This is a genomic window from Pseudarthrobacter chlorophenolicus, from assembly GCF_000962805.1.
GTDB lineage: Bacteria > Actinomycetota > Actinomycetes > Actinomycetales > Micrococcaceae > Arthrobacter > Arthrobacter chlorophenolicus_A.
Map to the genome: position 1 here is coordinate 1 of NZ_JZTW01000024.1, position 20,199 is coordinate 20,199.

Sequence of the window (20,199 nt, forward strand, 5' to 3'; positions counted from 1 at the left end):
CCTGGCGCATCAGGGTGGACAGGTCCCGGGTGACATCACCAAGAAGATCCCCCAGGGAGGCGTTGTCCGCTTTCTGGTGCGCCACATTCGGCGACTCAGGAATCTGACTGCTCATCACGGGCGTCCTTCCGTCGACCGGAAGCCGCCCTCCGCGGTCCGGTAGGAGCCGTCCTCGTCACGGAACGGGGCATCCTCATACCGCAGCGGAGAGTCCTCGGCGGTGCCGCCCGGCAGGGTTGACGTTGAGGACGGTGTGCCCCCGGAAACTGTGGGTTCCGCGAACAGGTCATCGGTGCCGGCTGCGTAGACGGTCTCCTGGTGGAGCGGCTGGACCGGTGCGGAATGCGCCGCCCGCTGCGTGGCCGCGGGGGCGTGCGGCTGGCCCGCACCCGCCGTACCGGGAGCCTGTTCAGGAGCACCCGCGGTGAGGCTGCGGGTCAGGCGGCCGGCCAGCAGGCCAGCGCCGGCGGCGAGCAGCAGGAACGTCCCTGGCTTGTTGCGTGCGAACCGCTGGACCTCACCGATCAGGTCGCCAGGCTCGCGGTTCTCCAACCAGGAAGCGACCGAGTCGCCGCGTTCGGCTGCCTGCCGGATCAGGTCGCTCGCCACACCCTGCTGCTCGGGCGCGCTGGCCATACTGTGCAGTTGGCCGGAAATATTGCGGATGCCCTCGGCAGCCTTCTGCTGCTGCGCGCCTGCCTCGCTGGTGAGGCCGGTTTTTGCCTGGTCCATCAGGTCCCTGGCGTTGGTTTTTGCTTCCGCAGCGACATTGCCGGCTTCTTCCTTCGCCGTCTGCGCCACGTCCTGGGCTGCAGCAGTGGCATGTCCTGCCACATCCGAGGCCTCCGCCTTTGCTGTGTCGGTCTTCGATCCCCCGGCGGGGCCGGACGTGGACGCGGTGGTGAAGTCATCCTCGATGGTGGCGGCGCCGTAGGGATCTGTGACGGCCGGGTTGGGATTCTGGGGCCATTGGTTCTCTGTCATCGGGCTCTCTTTCCTCAAGTCAGCTGGCGATTCAGAACCAGCAGTGCTGGCTGTTTAGTAAGCAAGGTTACTAATTAGATAGTAAGCACACTTTCCTTTCGGTCGGCAAGGGGGTTGGTGCGGACTTTCTCAAGAGGGTCCGCTGTGGGCGCTGAAGGGGCGTCAATCCTGGCTTTCCGGGGAGGAGCGGGGACTTTACTTGCGGCAATGATGCTAAGCATGCTTATGGTAGGTAGGTAGCGATGAAGGGCGACCCCCGCTTTGCCACCTACAGGAAGGCCACGGCCCGATGACCAGCAATCTTGATCCGGATGCCCGGAACAGCTATCGACTGATCACCCTCGCGGCGCGCCTGGTCCAACGGCGGCAGGATGAAGCACTGGCTCCGCTGGGCCTGACCCGGGCGGCAGTCATTGCCCTGGAAGGACTATCAGGTGGACCCTTGAACCAGGAGCGGCTGGCGGACGCGATCCGCGTGCAAAGCCAGACTCTCGGCAGGGTCCTCACCCGGCTGGAGGCCGCGGGGCAGATCACCAGGACGCGGCAGGCCTCGGACCGCCGGCAGTTAAAAGTGGAACTGACCGAAGCCGGCACCCTGGCGCTGGAAGCAGCGCGGCAGGCGGAAGTCGATGCCTACCCCAATGACCCCGATATCGGCTGGAGTGTGCTGCGTGAAGAACTGGCCAAGTTCATCCGGGCGGCACCGGCCAGCAGGAATTCGGACGTGGTTCCCTTTGCCCCGCCCCAGCACAGGGCCGGCCACGAGCGGACCCCGCACGGGACGCAGCCTTCCGAGCGGTCCTCACGGGACAGGACGGTCCACGACCGGAAGGGCCACGGGCCTCCCGCTACGGGCGGACTGCACGGACTCGACCAGTCGCAATAGGCGCAATACCAAGCCGCCCGAGGCTCGCGGTAGAACGGTGCTGCCGTAGGCCGCTAGGCTGCGCAGGCGTCCTGAAGTGCCTGGACCGACTCGGCCGGCACCTGGTCTCCGGCCTCCGCGATCTCGCCCAACGGCGTCGTGATGTCCGTGGGAACTCCCGCCGTGCGTGCAGCAGAAACCAGCCCGGCCAGCACCTGCTTGTCCTGAACACTCACCAGGCCGTCCTGGACCACGGCGCAGATCTGCTTGTTGACCTCGTCCGCGGCTGCTGTGGCAACCTTGGATGCCGCATCGTTGGCGGCATCCGTGGCGGCGTCCTCCACGGCGCCGCAGCCAGCGAGCAGGAGCAGGAGCGGGGCGGCGGACAGGGCTGCGAAGCGGCGTTTCATGGTTCCAGCGTAGCGGGCGCAGCCGTCACGGCCTGCTGCGCCCCGGGGCTTCAGCGTCCGCTGGCAGCGGGAACGCCGAGGATGCCGTCCAGCAGTGCGTTCCGGAACTTGCCCTCAGGATCATGGGCCGAGGCGAGCGACCGGAAGCCGGCGAAGCGCGGGTAGAGCTGCTCCCAGTCGAACCGCGACGGCGTGAAGAGCTTGCCCCAGTGGGGCCTGGCGCCGAAGGGACGCAGCAGGTCCTCGAGTTCCGGGAGGAGGGCTTCCACATCCGCCTGGAGCGGCTTCCACGTGAAGTGCAGGGCCACACTTTGCTGCCGGTAGAACGGGCTGAGCCAGAACTCATCGGCTGCTCCGGTCCGGATTTCCGAGATGAACAGCAGCGGGGCCATCCGCTCCGCCAGGGTGCGCACGGCTTCGATGGCGGCGGGTGCGTGTTCCAGCGGCAGGATGTACTCGCTCTGCAGCTCTTCGCCGTTGCTGGGAGTGAACTCGTGGCGGAAATGCGGCAGCCTGTCCAGCCAGGGGCCGGCTTCGTCCAGCTGTTGTGTGCAGTTTTCGGCGGACATGTCCGGCAGCGGATGCCGCGGACGGGTGGCGGCGGTGGCACCGAAAAGTTCGGCCAGCGGAGGTTCGGCGTCGAGGGCCTTGAGCCAGACCTGGCTGACGGAATCTCCCGTATAGGTGGTGAAGAGGCTCACGCTGTAGGCGGCGGACACCAGGGCGTCAAAGTTCGCCAACGCGGCATCCCAGGGCAGGTTTTCGAGGACCCGCTGCCGCATCCGGAAGCTGGGCCGGGTGGAGAGCTCGAGGGCGGTGACCACGCCCATGGCGCCAAGGCCCACCACGCTGGCCAGGAAGTCGTCCCCGTCGGCACGGGACAGGGTGAGAACTTCCCCGGACGGTCGGACCAGCTCGATGGACTGCACCTCGCCGGCCAGGGATTGGTTGTTGACCCCGGAACCGTGCGTCCCGGTCTGGATGGCGCCAGCCACCGAGATGTGGGGAAGGGATGCCAGGTTGTGAATGGCAAGGCCTGACTGTTCAAGTGCCCGGCACAGTTCGCCGTAACTGACGCCCGCGCTGACCCGGACGGTCTGGCGTTCGCTGTCCGGCTCGATGCTGTGCGGCAGGCCGTCCAGCAGGATATGCAGTCCCTCGGTATCACCCACCCGGTTGAAGGAGTGCCGTGATCCCAGCGCCTTGACCCGGGGTGCTGCTTCAACGAGGGCGGCCAGCTGGTCCACCGACCCTGGCCGGTGCACGGCGGATGATGCGTATTCGAGGTTTCCTGCCCAGTTCTTCATTGACGCGGCTCTCCGGTTCGGGTTCTTGGCTTCATCAACTGTCAGCGCTAACAAATCGAGGTGTCAAGGTGCTTCCACAGGCTGGCGCATCCATTTCCAACGTTGTATTTTTGCCGAATGACTATCGCCGCCACGCCGCCCATGGGCTGGAACAGCTGGGACTGCTACGGTACGTCCGTCACCGAGGCTGAAGTGCTGGCCAACGCCGACTTCATGGCCCGGCACCTCCTGCCGCACGGCTGGGACACCGTGGTGGTGGACATCCAGTGGTACGAACCGGCGGCCCGGGCCGGCGGTTACAACGACGGCGCCAGGCTGGAACTGGATCCGTACGGGCGGCAACTTCCGGCCCTCAACAGGTTTCCCTCGGCGGCCGGCGGGCTGGGGTTCAAGCCGCTGGCAGACCGGATTCATGCCCTGGGGTTGAAGTTCGGCCTGCACATCATGCGCGGCATTCCCCGCCAGGCGGTCACTGAGCGGCTGCGGGTGGAAGGAACGTCCGCCACAGCAGACCTGGTCGCGGACACCGCCTCCGCCTGCAGCTGGAACGCGGACAACTACGGTCTTGACCACAGCCAGCCCGGCGCCCAGGCCTACTACGACTCCCAGCTTCGGCTCTTCGCCTCATGGGGCGTGGACTTCATCAAGGCGGACGACATGTTGGGACCCTACTTCGACGCGGAGATCGCCGCCTACCGCAGGGCCATCGACAGGTCCGGGCGGGAGATGGTTCTTAGCCTGTCGCCGGGCCGGGCGCTGTCCCTGGCCAGGCTGGAGCACCTGCGCGGCAACGCCAACATGTGGCGGGTGTCCGACGATCTTTGGGATGTGTGGGAAGACGTGGAGGCACAGTTCGCCCGCCTGGCCCGTTGGGCGCCCCACCAGCGGCCCGGCGGCTGGGCGGACGCGGACATGCTGCCGGTGGGGCGGATGGCGCAGCGGGCCGAACGCGGCGGAGAACGGCTCAGCCGCCTCACCGCCGATGAGCAGCGCAGCATGCTCTCGCTCTGGTGCATCGCCCGGTCTCCGCTCATGCTCGGCTGTGACCTTCCGGCCTCACCCCCGGAGACCCTTGACCTGCTGACCAACCCGCATCTGCTGGCAGCCCACCGGGCCGGTTCGAACAGCCGCGAGCTGCTCCGGGACGGGGACCTGGTGGTCTGGGCAGCGGAAAGCACGACGTCGGAGGACCGGTATGCTGCATGCTTCAACACCGGGACGGCCGGCTTGGCCCGTTCCCTGCCGCTCGCGGACCTGGGCCTCCCGCAACCCTCCGGCTGGCAGGTGCGGGAGGCCTGGAGCGGCTCCAGGGCCGGAATCACGGCAGTTGACCGGGTGCCGGCACTCAAGGTGGATCTTCCTGCCCACGGGGTTGGTTTCTACACGTTCTCCCGGGCCTGACTGCCCGTCCTGACTGCAGGCCCGCCGCGCGTTCCGCCGTGCGCTTCAGTCCGTCCAGTGCCCGGGCCGCGCCAGCACCGTCGGAAGCCGCGTGCCCTGTTGCCCCGGGCCGAGGTGACCTGCGCCTGGGTGAGGAAGAGGGCGCCGGCAAGGTCGGCGTCGTCGAGCCTCGCATCGCGCAGGTCGGCACCGAGCAGGTCAATGGCGGTGAGGTCCGCCCCGCGGAGGTCGGCGCCAATCAGTAGCGCGTTGCGAAGGTCCGCTCCGCACAGTCGCAACCCGCGCAGCCGGGCACCGGCAAGGTCCGCGCCGGGGCGCAGGCGGGTGGCCGGGCCGCCGTCGTCCGCAAAGTAGCCTTCCCTGACCTCCTCGCTCACCGTCCGCAGGAGCTGCGCCGTGCTGTGGTGCAGAGCCTCCACGTCGAGTTCCAGGACTGCCTGCGCGCCGCTTGGTGCTGCCTCCTCAAGGGTCACTCGAAGGTGCTGTACGTCGGCGGCGGTGTCCGGGCTGTAGGTCCGCCGGTGCGCCTCGGCCAGGTGCCAGAGCATCTCGTGGAGCTGCTTCACCACCCGGAAGGCGCCAAACATGGCCGGCTGCGACGCAGGCTCCTCCCGCCAGCTGATCCCGCCAAAGAGGCCCTGGCTGACCGACTGGCCTGCACCGAAGCAGTCAAAGACCGTGCAGCCCCGGAAGCCGCGGGGCCTGAGCCGGTTGTGGATGGTGCAGGAGAAGTCGGCGGCAAGGTTGGGGCATTCGGCAGCGGGTGGCTTGTCGATGGCGAAGTCTGCCGAGCGGGTAAAGCCGAAGGCAGTGCAGCAGAGCGCGAAGCAGTTGGAGCAGTCAGGCCGGAGGGCGTCCGGCGTGAGGAGGGGTGTGCCGTGTGGCTGGATGTTCATGGGGTCTCCCGAAGATGTTTCCGATAAGGGTGCCGGGTGGAGGGGAACCCACAACGGGGTTCCCCTCCATGGCATGCGGAATTACCGCTCCGTTCATAGCCGGAGGCCGGAGCGACGGGTGAAGACTGCGGAAGCTGTGGATCACAGGCAGGAAATGAAGATCACTGCGTCCAGAATAGCTGCTGCATCCAGGTCCGGGGCAGGGCTATTCAATGTCTCCTGCGACCGTGGTGCGCGGTGGTGGCATGCGCCGGTTTCCCGTGGCCTCGAAGGCCGCAGCGATACGCAGCAGTTCCGTGTCGCTGTAGGCCCGGCCGGCGATGGTCAGTCCCACGGGCATGCCGATGTCCGCGGCCAGTCCCATGGGGACCGTGACGGTGGGAATGCCGAGGTGCCGCGGGACCAGGTTGCCGTTGGCCACCCACACCCCGTTGCGCCAGGCAAGGTCCGCGGAGTCTTTGTCTGTGTCCGCGTCGGCGGGACCCACGTCAGCGGCTGCCGGAAACACCACCGCGTCAAGGCCCAGCCGGTCCATCCACAGCTCCAGGTCCACCCTGCGGGTCTCTTCAAGGCCCTCAAGCCCGGCGCGCAGGTGGGGAATGCCGGTAAGTTCCGGTACACCGTGCTCGCGGATCCACGCCGGATAGTCGCTGATGTCATCATCGAAACCGTCGTACCGGTCGGGAAGGGAACCGTCCGGCGCCGGGAAGATGTCCGCGCCCTTCACGTCGGCGAGCCGGTTCAGCCGGGTGTCGCCGTTGGCGTCCAGGAAGTCGTTCCAGGCCCAGGCCGAAAGGTCGACGATCTCGTGGCGGAGGTATTCGGCAGGCACCAGGCCGCGGGTGGCGATGGTGGGCGCGCCTTGGCGGTCGCCTTCGTAGTTGGAGACTACGGGGAAGTCCACCTCCACCACTTCAGCCCCCGCCGCCTCGAGATCGCGCCGGGCAGCGTTCCACAGGTCGATGATGGAACTGCGGGTATAGATGCGCCGGCCGGTGGGGCCGCCGATTCCCGGGCTGGGGGCGGTGCCGGCTTCGTGGTCCGCGTTGATGTACATCTTGGGGATGCCGAACCGTCTACCGGTGAGAACGCCTGCCGCGGCTGGGCCGTCCGGAACGGCCAGGTCCACGTACGACGGCGGCCGGACAGCAGATGCCTTGGGCAGTGGGATCCACGGCTGGACGCGCCAGAAGTCGCCCCGGGTTTCGTCGTCGTCCGTTACCACTACGTCCAGGACTTCCAGGAGGTCCGCCATGGTGCGCGCATGGGGGACCACCACGTCCATGGTGGGTACCAAGGGCCAGTTGCCACGGACCGAAATCACGCCGCGGGATGGAGTGTAGGCGCAGAGCGCATTGTTGGATGCCGGGGCACGGCCGGAGGACCAGGTCTCTTCAGCCAGCCCGAACGCCGCGAAGCTTGCTGCAGTGGCCGTGCCGGAACCGTTGGAGGATCCCGAGGCGAATGCCGCGGTGAGGTAGTCCGCGTTGTAAGGGCTCTCGGCGCGCCCGTATACGCCGCGCTGCATACCTCCGTTGGCCATGGGCGGCATGTTGGTCAGGCCGATGAGCACGGCACCGCCAGCGCGGAGCCGCTCGATGGTAAACGCGTCCCGCTGCGCCACCAGGTCCTTGAACGCGGGCGAGCCGGCGGCCACGGTCAGGCCGCGGGCCTGATAGCTGTCCTTGGCGGTGTAGGGGATACCGTCCAGCGGCCCGAGCAGGGAACCGTCAGCCCGCCGCCGGTCCGATGCCCGGGCCTCTTCCAGAGCGTCCGGATTCATGACCACCAGGGCGTTCAGGCATATGCCGTTTGAGTCATACTTCTCGATTCGCGCCAGGTAGGCACGGACCAGCTCCTCACTGGTGGTTTCGCCCCTCTCCAGGGCGGCGCGCAGCGTGCTGATGCCGGCTTCCACCACATTGAAGGGGCTCATGATGCGGCGCTTTTCCGGGGTGCCGGCTGCTGCTGGGTGATGCAGTGGATGCCTCCACCGAAGGCGAAAATGTCCCGGGCGTCCACCAGTTCCACCGTCCGTCCCGGGTAGGCGCGTTCGAGGATGCCCTGGGCAATGGCATCGTTGGGATCGTCGAAGGCGCACAGCACCACCACGTTGTTGGCGACGTAGTGGTTGATGTAGGACCAGTCCACGAAGCCCTCGTCATCCGTGAGAACCGTGGGCGCCGGGACGTCGATGATTCGCAACGGCCGGCCCTGGGCGTCCAGCTGGCCCTGGAGGACCGCCCTCAGCTGTAGGTAGACGGCGTGATCGGGGTGGTCCGGGTTGTCCTGCCGGTGCAGCAGGATGGATCCCGGCCCGGCGAAAGCGGCCACGATGTCCACATGGCCGCGGGTGCCGAACTCGTCGTAATCGCGGGTGAGTCCGCGCGGTAGCCAGATGGCCTTGGTGGTGCCCAGGGCCGCGTGGATTTCGGCTTCCACGGATTCCCTGGTGGCGCCGGGGTTCCGTCCCGGATCCAGCTGGACTGTTTCCGTCAGGAGCACTGTCCCCTCGCCGTCCACGTGGAACCCGCCGCCTTCGTTGACCAGCGAACTGGCGCGGACCGGGGCGCCGGTCTGTGCCGCCACTGCAGTGGCCACGTGCTGGTCGTTCTCCCACGCCGCCCAATCCTGGGCACCCCAGCCGTTGAAGATCCAGTCCACGGCTGCCAGTGATCCGTCCGTCCCGTGCACAAAGGTAGGGCCGCTGTCCCGGATCCAGGCGTCGTCAAGGGCAACCTCCATCACGGCGATGCCGTTACCCAGCCATTCGCGGGCGGCGGTGGCGTCCCGGGGGTCGGCCACCACGGTGACGGGTTCGTACCGGGAGATGGTCTGTGCCACCGTGGTCCACGCCGTGCGGGCGCGGTCCAAAGTGGCGCTTCCCAGTGGACCAAAGGTTTCGTTGGCGGGCGGGAACGCCATCCAGGTCTGCTGGTGGGCGCCCCACTCAGCCGGCATGACACCGGAAGCGGCTGCCCGGACAGCCGGGGTTGCTTGAGCGGGGGCGGCGCTGACTCCGTCAAGAGAAGCATAAATGAATGTCATTCATTTAGTATGGGGAGTGCAGCCCGGCCGCGCAAGGGTCCCGCCCAAAATGACGGCCGCCGGGGAAGGCGCGCGGTCCGGCACCTCGGTGCCGACGGAAGCCCGGCGCCTCAGCTTTCCTGGGTGCCTACGGCGGCCACGATGGCTTTGTCCAGTTCGTCAGGCTTGGTGAACTGTGGCCAGTGGCCGGTGGGCAGGTCCACGTACTCGACGTCCTTCATCCGGCCCAGCTCAGCAACGAAGGGGTGCCCTCCCGCGATCCACTCGTGCAGCATCGCAGAGGGAAACTCACAGGCAATCACGGTTGCCGGCACGTCGTAGCGGCGCTCGTCGTGGAGGTGCTGCTGGTCGAAGGCCACTCCCTTAGGCTGGGGGATTGCCCGGGCGCGGAACTGTTCCCGCATTGCGTCGTCGAGGTCCACCAGGTCGGCGTCTTCGAAGCCCTCCCAGGGAGGCAGTGGAACGTCATCGCCGTCCGCCTCAAGTTCGTCATTGATCACCCCGCCTTCGCCAAGGGGGCCGCTGTCCACATAGATGGCCCGCGCCACGCGCTCCGGCCGGGCATCGATGACGCCGTGGATGATGGCGCCACCGCCGGAGTGACCCACCAGCGCCACCTTTCCGTCGAGGCCATCCACTGCTGCCACCACGGCGTCGATGTGGTTGCGCAGGCCGATCCCTGCCCGGTTGGCGTCTTTCGACTCCAGCCCGGGCAGGGTGAGGGGAACGGGGTGGTGCCCGGCAGCTTCAATCGCCGGGATCACCCCGTCCCAAGAGGAAGCGTCCAGCCAGAATCCGGGAACGAGGATGATGTCCATGACCGCACCCTACCGCGGTGGACCGACACTGCGGCAGGGTCCCGTGCACTCCTGCCCGGTTGCCGGCAAGCGCCGGTCGAACCAACGGCGGCCTGGCCTGGTGCTGCAAGGCAGGACAAGGCCCCAGCTGATACCGGCGGAAAGCAACCGGGCAGGAACGAACACCCAGGCGGGTTAGCGGCTCCCTTTGCGCCGCTTACCCCCGGCCTTTTCCTGCCTCTCCGCCACCTCACGCTCCGCCCACCGCTGCGACTTGCCCACGGACACCACCTTCTGGTGCCACTCGCGGTAGTACGCCCGCTGGGCGGCGACGTCCGAGCGGCGGGCCAGCGCCGCAATTTCGCGCTGCATCTTCAGGTAGGAGTGCCAGCGTCGCTCCGTCAGCAAGCCGTCCTCGATGGCTTCCCGCACTGCACATCCCGGCTCGTTCCCGTGACCGCAGTCCGCGAACCTGCACCGGGCGGCCAGTTCCTCCACATCGCCGAACATCTCGCCCATGCCGTCCTCGGCGTCAAACAGGCCGAAGCCGCGGACGCCGGGGGTGTCCATGAGCACGGTGCCGTTGGCCAGCGGCACCAGTTCCCGGGAGGTGGTGGTGTGCTTGCCCTTGAAGTCCCCGGACCGGACCTCGCCGGTATGCTGCACCTCGCGTCCGACCAGGGCGTTGATGAGCGTGGACTTACCGGCGCCGGAGGGGCCCAGCAGTACGATGGTGCCGCCGGCCGGGATGTGCGCCATCAGTTCGTCGATCCCGTCACCGTTTTCGGCCGAGGTGGTGACCACCTCTACGCCCGCCGCCTGCAGGATAACCTTCCCGACGACGTCGTCCGCCACCTGCGCGAGGTCAGCCTTGGTGATGATCACCAGGGGAGTGGCGCCGGAGTCCCACGCCGCCACGAGGGTGCGCTCGAGCCGGTTGTGGGTGAGGGGCCGGTCCACAGGGACCACCACCCCTACGGTGTCCATGTTCGCCGCCAGGACCTGCTCGGCTGACGAATCCTCGAACGCCCGTTTACGGCTGAGTTCGGACCGGCGCGGAAGGACGGCCAGGATCTGCTGGTCACCGGCCCGGTTGGGCCCGATCCAGACCCAGTCGCCGGTGACGGCAGCCTCACCGCTGAGCGGATAGGGGAGGTGGAGCAGCCCGTCGGCCACTGCCACGAGCAGCAGGTTGCGGTCCACACGGACCACCCGCCCGCGTCCGGTGGCCTCCGGACGGGGATGGTCCTCGAAATATCGGGCGACGGCGGCCGTGTAGCCAAAACCGAATGGACCGTCACTGCTTTGCTGGTTGGTGATGGTGCTGTCCAGGGCGTTGCCTGAAGAAGTGTTCACGGTATTTCCTCGGGAGAATGTCCCGGTGCACCGGCGCCCGTCAGGCGCTGGCGGTGCAAGCGGGGAAAAGGGTTGGGTTGATGGATGCGGGGCGCCCAGGGCGCGCGACAAAAGCAGTCATCAAAACCACCTCCATTCCCTCGAAGGGTTCCTCCACGTCCTGCCGGGAACGGCAGGGCGGAACCGGGACCCACTCTAGCGGCGTCCGCCGTCGGAGGCTAGGGCCCGGCACAAAAAAGGTGCGGCCCCCAAAGGAGGCCGCACCCCATGGCGGTAAAGGAAGGTCAGGCGCTGGTGGCGTCCTGCACCTCGCCCACCAGCTCTTCGATGATGTCCTCAAGGAAGAGCATGCCGGTGGTGGCGCCCTCGGCGTCGAACACCCGGGCCACGTGGGCTCCAGTGCGGCGCATGGCTGCGAGGGCGTCCTCAAGCTCAGAACCCGCGAAGGCCGAGGCGAGACGGCGGATCCGTTTACCAGGCACCGGCCTGCCGAACTTCTCCGGCGAGGTCAGGTCCATGACGTCCTTGAGGTGGAGGTAACCTGCAGGGTCACCGCTATTGTCCGTGAGGATGTACCGCGAGTACCCGTGCCGGGCCACTGCCTGCTGGATGTCGGCCGGGGTGGCCGTCTCCGGCAGCAGCACGATGTCCGCCAGCGGAACCTGCACGTCAGCCACCGTCTTGGCGGTGAACTCGAACGCATTGGTCAGGGCGCCGGTGGTGTCCTTCAGCATGCCGTCGCGGGTGGACTGCTCCACGATGTTGGCCACCTCATCCAGGGTGTAGGCACTGGTGGCCTCATCCTTGGGTTCCACCTTGAACAGGCGCAGGATGCCGTTGGCGATGCCGTTCAGCGTCCAGATCACGGGCTTGAAGATACGCGCCACAACCACCAGCGGCGGGGCCAGGATCAGCGCAGCGCGGGTGGGAACCGAGAACGAAATGTTTTTGGGCACCATCTCGCCCAGCACCACGTGCAGGAAGGTCACCAGCAGCAGCGCAACGATGAACGCGATGATGCTGATGGCCTCGTAGGACAGGGATGTCAGGCCCAGCGGAATTTCGAGGAGGTGGTGGATGGCCGGTTCGGAGACGTTCAGGATGATCAGCGAACAGACGGTGATGCCCAGCTGGCTGGTGGCCAGCATGAGCGTTGCGTGCTCCATGGCCCATAGCGTGGTTTTGGCGGCCTTGCTTCCTGCTTCCGCCTTGGGTTCGATCTGAGAACGGCGGGCCGAGATCACTGCGAACTCGGCGCCCACGAAGAAGCCGTTGACCACCAACAGCACGGCTAGCCAGATGATGCCGGGAAGATATTCACTCATGGGTCAGCTCCCGGGTGATGTTGTCCACGATCCTGTCGTGCGGGCTTTGCGGCGTCTCGCCGGATTCGGCGGGCGTGAAGCGGAGCCGCTCCACGCGGGTCTCCAGCGCTCGCTCCACACGGAGCGTGCCGCCGTCGACCTCCACCTCATCTCCGAGCTCGGGCAGCCGGTCCAGCTGGTCCGTCACGAAGCCGGCAACGGTGTCGTACTCACCGTCCGGCACACGGATGCCGGTGCGGTCCAGGAGTTCGTCCGGCCGCAGCGCGGCGTCGAAGGTGATGGAGCGGCCGGTGCGGACCACCCCCACGCGGGCGCGGTCGTGCTCGTCCTCCAGTTCACCCACAATCTCTTCCACCAGGTCCTCCAGGGTGACGATCCCGGCGGTGCCGCCGTGCTCGTCGGAGACGATGGCCACCTGCAGCCCCTGCTTGCGGAGCAGGTTCAGGAGGGTGTCAACGCCCATTGATTCGGGAACGCGGAGCGGTTCGATCATCAGTTCTTCGGCGGTGGTGCCGGCCCGGTCGGAGAGGGCGACGGCGAACGCCTGCTTGACGTGCAGGACGCCCACTACGTCATCCCGGTCCCGGCCGATGACCGGGAAGCGGGAGTAGCCGGTGGACTTGGCCAGGCTGACGATCTCCTCGGCCGTGTCCGCGGTACCCACAGCCGTCATCCGGACACGCGGCGTCATGACATCCACCGCACTGTGCTCGGTAAAGCGGAGCGTGCGGTGCAGCAGGGTGGCATGATCCAGGTCAAGAACGCCTTCGACGGCGGAGCGGCGCACCAGGGAGCTCAGCTCCTCGGCGCTCCGGGCGCCGGACAGTTCTTCCTTGGGTTCGATGCCGAAGCCGCGGATGATCTTGTTGGCGGTGTTGTTGAACAGCAGGATCACGGGCTTGAAGACCGTGGTGAAGAGCGCCTGGAACGGCACCACCACCTTGGCGGTTGCCAGGGGCAGGGCCAACGCGAAGTTCTTCGGTACCAGTTCACCGATCACCATCGAAAAGATAGTGGCCAGGAAGATGCCGGCCACGGAGCCGATGGCGGGTACCAAGGCTTCCGGCAGTCCCGCCGAGGTCAGCGGGCCGTTCAGCATCCGGCTGATGGCGGGCTCGAACGTGTAGCCGGTGAGGAGCGTGGTGAGGGTGATGCCCAGCTGTGCACCCGAAAGGTGGGTGGACGTGATCTTGAGGGCTTTGATGGTGGGGCCCAGGCGTTTCTCGCCGCGGGCCTGGCGGGCTTCGAGGTCATGCCGGTCCAGGTTCACCAGCGCGAACTCGGAGGCGACGAAGAAGCCGGTGCCGACGGTCAGGACCAGGCCGATGCCCAGCATGATCCATTCATACATTGGGGCGCCCCTCTCCTGTGGTGGCCGGTGATCCGGTCAGTTGGCAGAGGGGCCAGGGCATATGTGAAGGAGGGTCGTCCATAGTGCTCTTAACTGTACGGGACGGCCGGAAGTTCCCGCAGCGTCAGCTGCGCATTTCCAGCGCCCGCTTCTGGCGGCCCGAGATGGACGAAACGTAACCGCAGTTGGTGCAGGTGATGCGGAATTTGCGGGACGTGGTGAACACCGGGATGAAGAACAGGGTGAACTTCGTAGCCCGCTCAACCAGTGAGTGGTGTACGTGGGCGCGGCAGTGCTGGCACGTACCGGGCCTGCCGGGCAGGGCTTTGTCGACCGTTTTAAAGCCAAAGAGAAGGAGCATGGCGGGCCTTTCTGGTGGCTTGTACCGGTGATCCGGCAGCGTCTTCCACACTAGGCGGTCTGGACACGTTCGTCATGGCGTCGCGGATGGGTGCGGGCCCCTCAGGGCGGTGCGATACTTGGGGGCAGTTAGGGTTTCGGCGTTTGGGGGACTTTCGAAGACATGGTTCTGGATACGACGACCCTTCGGATCGCATTCGGCCTGATGGCCCTGGTGCTGGTGGTGCTGTTCTATTTCTCGGCGTACCGGGTAACGCGCTCCCCGTACAGCGGCTGGTGGTGCGTGGCACTGATCTTCTTCCTGGGCGGTTCGGGGTGCTTCCTGCTGGACGGAACGCCGCACCAGGTCTGGGCCAACCCCGTGGGCAACGTGCTGCTGGTGATCGGCGGCGTGGCGGTCTGGGCAGGCGCCCGGTCGCTGCGTACAGTCCGGCCGCCCGTGTGGGCCTTCGCCGGTCTTCCCCTGGCCACCCTGGTGGCGTCCGTCCTCGACAATCCCGCCACCAACACCTGGTCCGGGGGGACCGTTTTCCTGGCTGCCATGAGCATCGGCATCGGATTGGCATCACGCGAACTGTGGCGCCTCGAGCCGGGGTACTCGAGGGTCCGGATCCCCATGGCGGTCTCCGCCGGCGGCCTGGCCGTCTACTACTTCTTCCGCTGGCTGGCCTTCGTCCTGGAGGGCCAGGACGGGCGCATCTTCGCCACCGTGTTCGGGTCTGCCGTTACCACCCTGGTGACCATGGTGCTCCTCGTGGTGGTGTCCTTCAGCATGGCGGCCCTGAGCAGCGAGCAGCAGACGCGGGCCCTGCGCGTGGTGGCCTCGCGCGATGACCTCACCGGGCTCCTTAACCGGAAAGCCTTCCTGGACCTGGCCGCCGAACAGTTGGCGGACCGGGCCATCACCGGTGCTTCCGGGGCCCTCATCCTGGCAGACCTGGACCACTTCAAATCCGTCAACGACACCTACGGCCACGCGGCAGGAGACGTGGCGCTGCGCCGGTTCGCTGACGCCTGCACGGCCACGGTGCGGACCACCGACCTGGTGGGCCGATACGGCGGCGAGGAATTCGTCCTCCTGATGCCCGGGGCCAGCCCCGAGCGGGCGGAGCTGGTGGCCTCCGAGATCAGCCGCCGCCTCGCCGCGGACGCCCGCCTGGACGGGGTGGAGATGCCCACGGCAAGTTACGGGATTTCCACGTACGACGCCGGGACTTCCCAGGTGGACGATCTCATCGCGGCAGCGGACGCGGCTTTGTACACGGCCAAGTCCCTGGGCCGGAACCGGAGCGCCCGCAGCGACGGGCGCGTTTAGGCGCGAGGCAGGCTGTTGTCCGGAACGCCTTCCGGCCCGGCGGGTGTCAGCGGGACCGGCGCGGGCCTGGCCGCGGTGCTCCGCACCTCCATGGCGGTGCCGGTGCGTGCCGCCTCCAGCAGGGATTCCATGACATCGAGGACGTGGAACGCGAGCTCGCCCCCGGCCCGCGGCTCGGTGCCGGGCGGCGTCGCCGCCAGGTCCGCAATCCCGAATCCGCGGCCCGCGCCCTCATAGCCGGCCATAACCGGAAGCACCTCCCAGTCCGCTGCGCCGAGCGTGAAAAGCTCCACGTCGCCGTCGAACCTGTTGGGATCCGGAACCACCAGCGAGCCGCGCTCACCGTGGACCTCAAGGTTGGGACTCTTCGTGCGGACGGCGTCGAAGCTCATCACCAGCGTGGAGATGGCGCCGCCGGCATGCGTCAGTGTCCCGGTGACGTGCGAGTCCACGTGGACGGGAACGGTTTCGCCGGCGCGGGGGCCCGAGCCGATGGAGCGCTGGTCCCTGGTGTGGCTGGCGGTGACGTAGTACGGGCCCATGTCCAGCAGCGGGCCGCCGCCGGGCTGGTAGTAGAAGTCCGGGTTGGGGTGCCAGCGCTCGTGTCCCGGGGTAGCCATGACGGCGGTAGCGGCGATCGGGGTGCCGATCAGGCCGTCGTCGATGGCCTTCCGGGCGGTCTGGATTCCGGTGCCCAGGACCGTGTCCGGAGCGCATCCCACGGCGACGCCGGCCGCCTTCGCAGCGTCCAGGACCTCCCGGGCCTCCTTGGTGCTCGCCGCCAGCGGCTTTTCGCCGTACACGGCCTTCCCGGCGGCAATGGCTTGGAGCGCGATGTCTGCGTGCGCGGCGGGGATGGTGAGGTTCAAAACGAGGCCGACGGCGGGATCAGCCAGTAAGTCGTCCACAGTCAGGGCACGCACGCCGTCCCAGGAGTCCGCGACGGCCTCCGCGCGGGACAGGTCCAAGTCCGCGACGGCCGTGAGCCTGATGTTCGGCAGGCGGCGGAAGCTCGCCAGGTACTGGGCACTGATGGCACCGCAGCCGATGATTCCGACGGTGATGGCGGTGTCTGTGATCAGCGGCTGGCCCACAGCAGCCCCCTCTCGATGATGGTGCGAACGTTGGTGTCCTGCAGGATTTCCACACGGTGTCCGGGCGTACAGACGAAGATCTTTCCCGCTCCCCACTGGCGGGTCCAGATAGCCGGTGAGGTGACCTCGCGGTGCCACGGATCCCAGGGCCGTACCTTCTGCGTGGTGGTGGCAAGGACATCAATGTAGTCATCGGCCAGCACCCAGTACTGCTCGGTGACCAGCTCAAAGTCGGGAATGCCGCGGGTGATGGGGTGGTCCGCCGCGGCGGGAAGCATGTTCACTGTGTAAGGGACGTAGTTGTCCGCCTGTTCCCCGCGGCGCTCGTCCGGATGTTTGCCGGGGTGGCAGGCGAACTGCCCGCCGATCAGGTGCAGGTAGTCAGAGGTGTTGCGGTACGAATCAGCGATCCCGCCGTGCCATCCGGCCAGGCCGGTTCCGTTCTCCACGGCGGTCCGCAGGCCCGCGAACTCGTCCTTTTCGATGGTGCTCATGGTCATGCACTGGACGATGAGGTCTACGCCGGTCAGGTAGTCCGCATCGGCATAGATCTTGGGGGACTCTTCGATCCGGACGTCGTACCCGTGGTCCTTGAGGAACGGGATGAACAGGTCAGTTGCTTCGACGGGCTGGTGCCCGTCCCAGCCGCCTCGGACCACCAGGGCGTTTTTCGTGGCTGTCATAGAGATATTCCTTCATGTGCATAGGAGCTGGAGGCTGGGTCTGGTTGGCGGATCTCTTGCCAGCGGGAGGCGTTGCAAGCGCTGGCTTCGACCGCTGCGAGGACGCGCTGCACCTGCACGGCGTCATCGAAGGACGGTTCAGGCTGGCGGCCGGCCGCGAGGGCCGTCACCAGGTCCACTACCTGGTGGGTGAAGCCGTGCTCGTAGCCGAGTCCGTGGCCGGTTGGCCACCAGTTGCCCACATAGGGGTGCTCGGGTTCGGTGACGATGATCCTGCGGAAGCCGGCGTCGGGCCCTTCGGCGGCGTCATAGAAGGACAGGACGTTGTTGTCCTCGAAGTCGAAGGCGAGCGAGCCCTCGCTGCCGTTGATCTCCAGCCGCATCGCGTTGCGTCGCCCCAGCGCATAGCGCGTGGCCTCGAAAACCCCCACCGGGCCCCCGTCGAACCTTGCCGTGAAGATCGCCGCGTCGTCCACCGTGACCGCGCCCCGGGGCGAGCCGGCGTCGAGGTTTCCATGGCCGCCGAGGCCCACGAGGTCGCCGGCGAGGGGCCGTTCCCGGACGAACGTCTCCATCAAGGCCGACACTCCGGAGATCTGCTGGCCCGTGATCCACTGGGCGGCGTCGATGATGTGGGCGCCGATGTCGCCCAGGGCGCCGGAGCCGGACCGGGATTTATCCAGGCGCCAGGTCATGGGGGCATTTTCGTCGCTGAGCCAGTCCTGGAGGTATTGGGCGCGTACATGGCGGATGGTTCCCAGCCTGCCGCCGTCCACCATCCGTTTGGCCAATGCCAGGGCCGGGGTGCGGCGGTAGCTGTAGCCGCACATGGCGTAGACGCCGCGCGTGGCAGCGGTCCGTGCCGCGGCGGCCATGCGTTCGGCCTCCTCCACCGTGTTGGCCAGGGGCTTTTCGCACAGGACGTGCTTGCCGGCTTCCAAGGCGGCAATGGCAATCTCGGCGTGCGTATCACCGGGAGTGCAGATGTCGATGAGGTCGATGTCATCCCGCTCAATGAGCCTGCGCCAGGCCGTTTCGGTGGAACCCCAGCCCAGCCTGGCAGCGGCTGCTGCCGCGGCGTCGGCGTTCCTGCCGGCCAGGGCGGTCAGCTCCGGAACCAGCGGAAGGTCGAAGAACCGCGGGGCCGTCCGCCAGGCGTGGGAATGCGCGGCTCCCATGAAGGCGTAGCCCGCCATGCCAATGCGCAGCGGGGTGGAGTGTTCCATGCGTGTGCCTCTTTGCAGCCGATCGAAAGTTTTCGATATCATTTCGGGGACACTTTGACGCTATTTTGGCTTCTTTTTCCGCGTCAAGGCTTTCAGTCACCGAAAACTTTCGACGACGGGACGGTATTGGCGGATGGAGAATCGCAGCAGGCTGACCCTCTCGGCGGTGGCGCGGCAGGCCGGCGTCTCGGTTCCAACCGTGTCCAAGGTGATCAACGGCAGGCCGGATGTGGCCGCGGAAACCCGGAAGAGGGTCCTCGCCATCCTGGAAGAGTCCGGCTACAGGTCGCCGGTGCAGCACCGCCGCTCCCTGGCCGCAGTCCCTGTGGTGGAGGTGGTGGTGGACTCCCTGAACTCCGGCTACACGGCGGAGGTGCTGGCTGGGATCATGGATTCGGCCACGGCCGGTGGCGTGGAGGTGGTGCTGAGCAGTACGGGTTCGCACGGGGGAGCTCCCAATCCGGAGCAGCGCGCCCAGCGCATCGTGGATCAGGGGCGGTGCGGAATGATCGTGGTGACGTCGGCCTTCGGCGGTGCGCCGCTGGATGCCTTCCACCGCCGCGGCGTTCCCGTGGTGGTCATCGATCCGCTGAATCCACCGGCGGAACAGGTAGTGAGCGTCGGCTGTACCGACTGGGCAGGGGCCAAGGACGCCACGGCGCATCTCCTGTCGCTGGGGCACCGGCGAATAGCGTTCCTCGGCGGTCCCGAAGCGGTGGAGTGCAGCCAGGCCAGGCTGCACGGCTACCTTGCGGCGTTGCGCTCGCAGGGAATTGCAGCGGAGGACCGGTACGTCCTGGCCGGGGAGTTCAGGTCCGACGACGGCGCGCGGCGGCTCCGCGACCTGCTGCTGCTCGAGCCCCGGCCCACAGCGGTGGTTGCGGCCAGCGACACCATTGCCTTGGGTGTTGTTGCCGAAGCCCTTCGCCAACAGGTCCGGATTCCGCAGGAGCTCAGTGTGGTGGGGTTCGATGGCATCCGGCAGGCGGAGGAATCCGTTCCGGCGCTGACCACCGTGGCGCAGCCGCTGCGGGACATCGGCCGTGCGGCCCTCCGGATTATCCTGCGCCAAGTGCAGGGTGAAGTGCCGGACTCCCGGCGGGTTGAACTGGCCACGAAGCTGGTGGTCCGGGAATCGACGGCGGCGCCTCGCCGGGACTAGGGCTGCTGCCCACACGCGCGCTGCCGCCTGACTCGGCGGCACGCGGATCCGCCGGCTAACATCGGGCCCACCCCGGATCAAGTCAACAGGGCCTTTGTGGTCCTCCGTGCGGGTCCCTAGCATGGCTGGGGACTGATCGGACTATGGTGGGGGAATTTTGCAGGTACGAAGCGCGGGGCCGGGTTGGGTTATTGCATGCTTGGCCCTGTTGGCATTGGCAGGGTGTACCCCGGAGCCGCAGCGGCCGGGGATGGCCATTCTTGACCGGGCAGCTTCGGCCGAAGATGAGGTCCCCGCGTTCGTGGACCTCAAGGGCAAAGACCCTTCGACTGTGAGGCTGGCTGCCGATCACGGAGGTTTCCGCTTCTACCTTGCCCGCCCGGACCAGGGGGCGGGCTTCTGCCTGCTCCAGGTTGCTGAGGCAGGAAAGGACCGGTGGGGTTCGGCGTGTACGACGGATGGCAAGCCGGTGCTGACCACCAATCTTCTGGGGTACGGCAGCGAGGCGGCCGTGGTGGCCGACGGCGGAGAGACCGGGGACCTGGTGGGCCAGGGTTATGCCTTGATCCAGGACAACATCCTGGTCCGGCGCTGACGCGCGCTAAACGCTGGCCCCGGT

At 67.2% G+C, this 20,199-nt stretch carries 18 protein-coding genes and 2 pseudogenes; 5 read left to right on the forward strand and 15 right to left on the reverse strand.

Going from position 1 to position 20,199, the window contains the following annotated elements; translation table 11 throughout:
* Positions 1–115, reverse strand: a pseudogene (locus UC32_RS20635) (phage holin family protein); the annotation flags it as partial.
* Positions 115–984, reverse strand: coding sequence for a hypothetical protein (locus UC32_RS18195; RefSeq protein WP_045732586.1), 870 nt, complete (start codon positions 982–984; stop codon positions 115–117). The pseudogene UC32_RS20635 and the gene UC32_RS18195, both read right to left, overlap by 1 nt.
* A 289-nt stretch (positions 985–1,273) precedes the next feature.
* On the opposite strand from UC32_RS18195, the gene UC32_RS18200 reads away from it, so the two are divergent.
* Positions 1,274–1,870 carry a MarR family winged helix-turn-helix transcriptional regulator gene (locus tag UC32_RS18200; protein ID WP_045732587.1) on the forward strand — a complete coding sequence of 199 codons (597 nt, stop codon included), beginning with the start codon at positions 1,274–1,276 and terminating at the stop codon, positions 1,868–1,870.
* Between the two features lie 53 nt (positions 1,871–1,923).
* Here UC32_RS18200 and UC32_RS18205 read toward each other — a convergent pair whose 3' ends face one another.
* Both UC32_RS18205 and UC32_RS18210 read right to left on the reverse strand, forming a co-directional pair.
* Entirely contained in the window at positions 1,924–2,259 is a 336-nt protein-coding gene (locus UC32_RS18205; RefSeq protein WP_045732588.1) for a hypothetical protein, read from the reverse strand.
* A 50-nt stretch (positions 2,260–2,309) separates the two neighbouring features.
* Positions 2,310–3,566, reverse strand: coding sequence for an FAD-binding protein (locus UC32_RS18210; RefSeq protein WP_045732589.1), 1,257 nt, complete (start codon positions 3,564–3,566; stop codon positions 2,310–2,312).
* 117 nt (positions 3,567–3,683) lie between these two features.
* Here UC32_RS18210 and UC32_RS18215 point away from each other — a divergent pair, with 117 nt between their 5' ends.
* Positions 3,684–4,967: a glycoside hydrolase family 27 protein gene (locus UC32_RS18215; RefSeq protein ID WP_045732590.1), complete on the forward strand. Its 1,284-nt coding sequence runs from the start codon at positions 3,684–3,686 to the stop codon at positions 4,965–4,967.
* Between the two features lie 45 nt (positions 4,968–5,012).
* Here the strand turns inward: UC32_RS18215 and UC32_RS18220 are convergent.
* From UC32_RS18220 to UC32_RS18255, 8 genes and pseudogenes are all read right to left on the reverse strand, one after another.
* Positions 5,013–5,863, reverse strand: a pseudogene (locus UC32_RS18220) (pentapeptide repeat-containing protein).
* 205 nt (positions 5,864–6,068) lie between these two features.
* Positions 6,069–7,799, reverse strand: a complete 1,731-nt coding sequence (locus tag UC32_RS18225; protein WP_045732591.1) for an amidase — start codon at positions 7,797–7,799, stop codon at positions 6,069–6,071.
* Positions 7,796–8,911 (reverse strand): agmatine deiminase family protein, encoded by a 1,116-nt coding sequence (locus UC32_RS18230; protein WP_045732592.1) that lies wholly within the window; start codon positions 8,909–8,911, stop codon positions 7,796–7,798. Before UC32_RS18230 ends, UC32_RS18225 begins: the two co-directional genes overlap by 4 nt.
* Positions 8,912–9,021: 110 nt before the next feature.
* Positions 9,022–9,729 carry an alpha/beta fold hydrolase gene (locus UC32_RS18235; protein ID WP_045732593.1) on the reverse strand — a complete coding sequence of 236 codons (708 nt, stop codon included), beginning with the start codon at positions 9,727–9,729 and terminating at the stop codon, positions 9,022–9,024.
* A gap of 174 nt (positions 9,730–9,903) precedes the next feature.
* Positions 9,904–11,064 carry a ribosome small subunit-dependent GTPase A gene (rsgA, locus tag UC32_RS18240; protein ID WP_045732594.1) on the reverse strand — a complete coding sequence of 387 codons (1,161 nt, stop codon included), beginning with the start codon at positions 11,062–11,064 and terminating at the stop codon, positions 9,904–9,906.
* Positions 11,065–11,348: 284 nt separating this feature from the next.
* Complete coding sequence (locus tag UC32_RS18245) at positions 11,349–12,389, reverse strand: hemolysin family protein (RefSeq protein ID WP_045732595.1); 1,041 nt, start codon at positions 12,387–12,389, stop codon at positions 11,349–11,351.
* The gene (locus tag UC32_RS18250) at positions 12,382–13,740 is read right to left on the reverse strand and encodes a hemolysin family protein (RefSeq protein ID WP_045732596.1); all 1,359 of its coding nucleotides are present in this window, start codon (positions 13,738–13,740) and stop codon (positions 12,382–12,384) included. Before UC32_RS18250 ends, UC32_RS18245 begins: the two co-directional genes overlap by 8 nt.
* A 124-nt stretch (positions 13,741–13,864) precedes the next feature.
* On the reverse strand, positions 13,865–14,101 hold the full coding sequence (locus UC32_RS18255) for a zinc-ribbon domain-containing protein (RefSeq protein ID WP_045732597.1): 237 nt from the start codon (positions 14,099–14,101) through the stop codon (positions 13,865–13,867).
* 162 nt (positions 14,102–14,263) lie between these two features.
* On the opposite strand from UC32_RS18255, the gene UC32_RS18260 reads away from it, so the two are divergent.
* Positions 14,264–15,415, forward strand: a complete 1,152-nt coding sequence (locus tag UC32_RS18260) for a GGDEF domain-containing protein (RefSeq protein WP_045732598.1) — start codon at positions 14,264–14,266, stop codon at positions 15,413–15,415.
* Here the strand turns inward: UC32_RS18260 and UC32_RS18265 are convergent.
* Genes UC32_RS18265 through UC32_RS18275 form a run of 3 tightly spaced genes read right to left on the reverse strand, consistent with a single transcriptional unit; the run spans position 15,412 to position 18,418 of the window.
* A complete protein-coding gene (locus tag UC32_RS18265) occupies positions 15,412–16,509 on the reverse strand; it encodes a Gfo/Idh/MocA family protein (RefSeq protein ID WP_045732599.1) in 1,098 nt (365 codons plus the stop codon). The two genes, UC32_RS18260 and UC32_RS18265, sit on opposite strands and share 4 nt — an antisense overlap.
* A complete protein-coding gene (locus tag UC32_RS18270) occupies positions 16,494–17,192 on the reverse strand; it encodes a ThuA domain-containing protein (RefSeq protein WP_045732600.1) in 699 nt (232 codons plus the stop codon). Before UC32_RS18270 ends, UC32_RS18265 begins: the two co-directional genes overlap by 16 nt.
* The gene (locus tag UC32_RS18275) at positions 17,189–18,418 is read right to left on the reverse strand and encodes a Gfo/Idh/MocA family protein (protein ID WP_045732601.1); all 1,230 of its coding nucleotides are present in this window, start codon (positions 18,416–18,418) and stop codon (positions 17,189–17,191) included. Before UC32_RS18275 ends, UC32_RS18270 begins: the two co-directional genes overlap by 4 nt.
* Positions 18,419–18,551: 133 nt before the next feature.
* Here UC32_RS18275 and UC32_RS18280 point away from each other — a divergent pair, with 133 nt between their 5' ends.
* Together UC32_RS18280 and UC32_RS18285 are read left to right on the forward strand one after the other, a co-directional pair.
* A complete protein-coding gene (locus UC32_RS18280) occupies positions 18,552–19,580 on the forward strand; it encodes a LacI family DNA-binding transcriptional regulator (protein ID WP_045732602.1) in 1,029 nt (342 codons plus the stop codon).
* Positions 19,581–19,830: 250 nt separating this feature from the next.
* Entirely contained in the window at positions 19,831–20,175 is a 345-nt protein-coding gene (locus tag UC32_RS18285; RefSeq protein ID WP_045732603.1) for a hypothetical protein, read from the forward strand.
* The last annotated feature ends 24 nt before the right edge of the window (positions 20,176–20,199 follow it).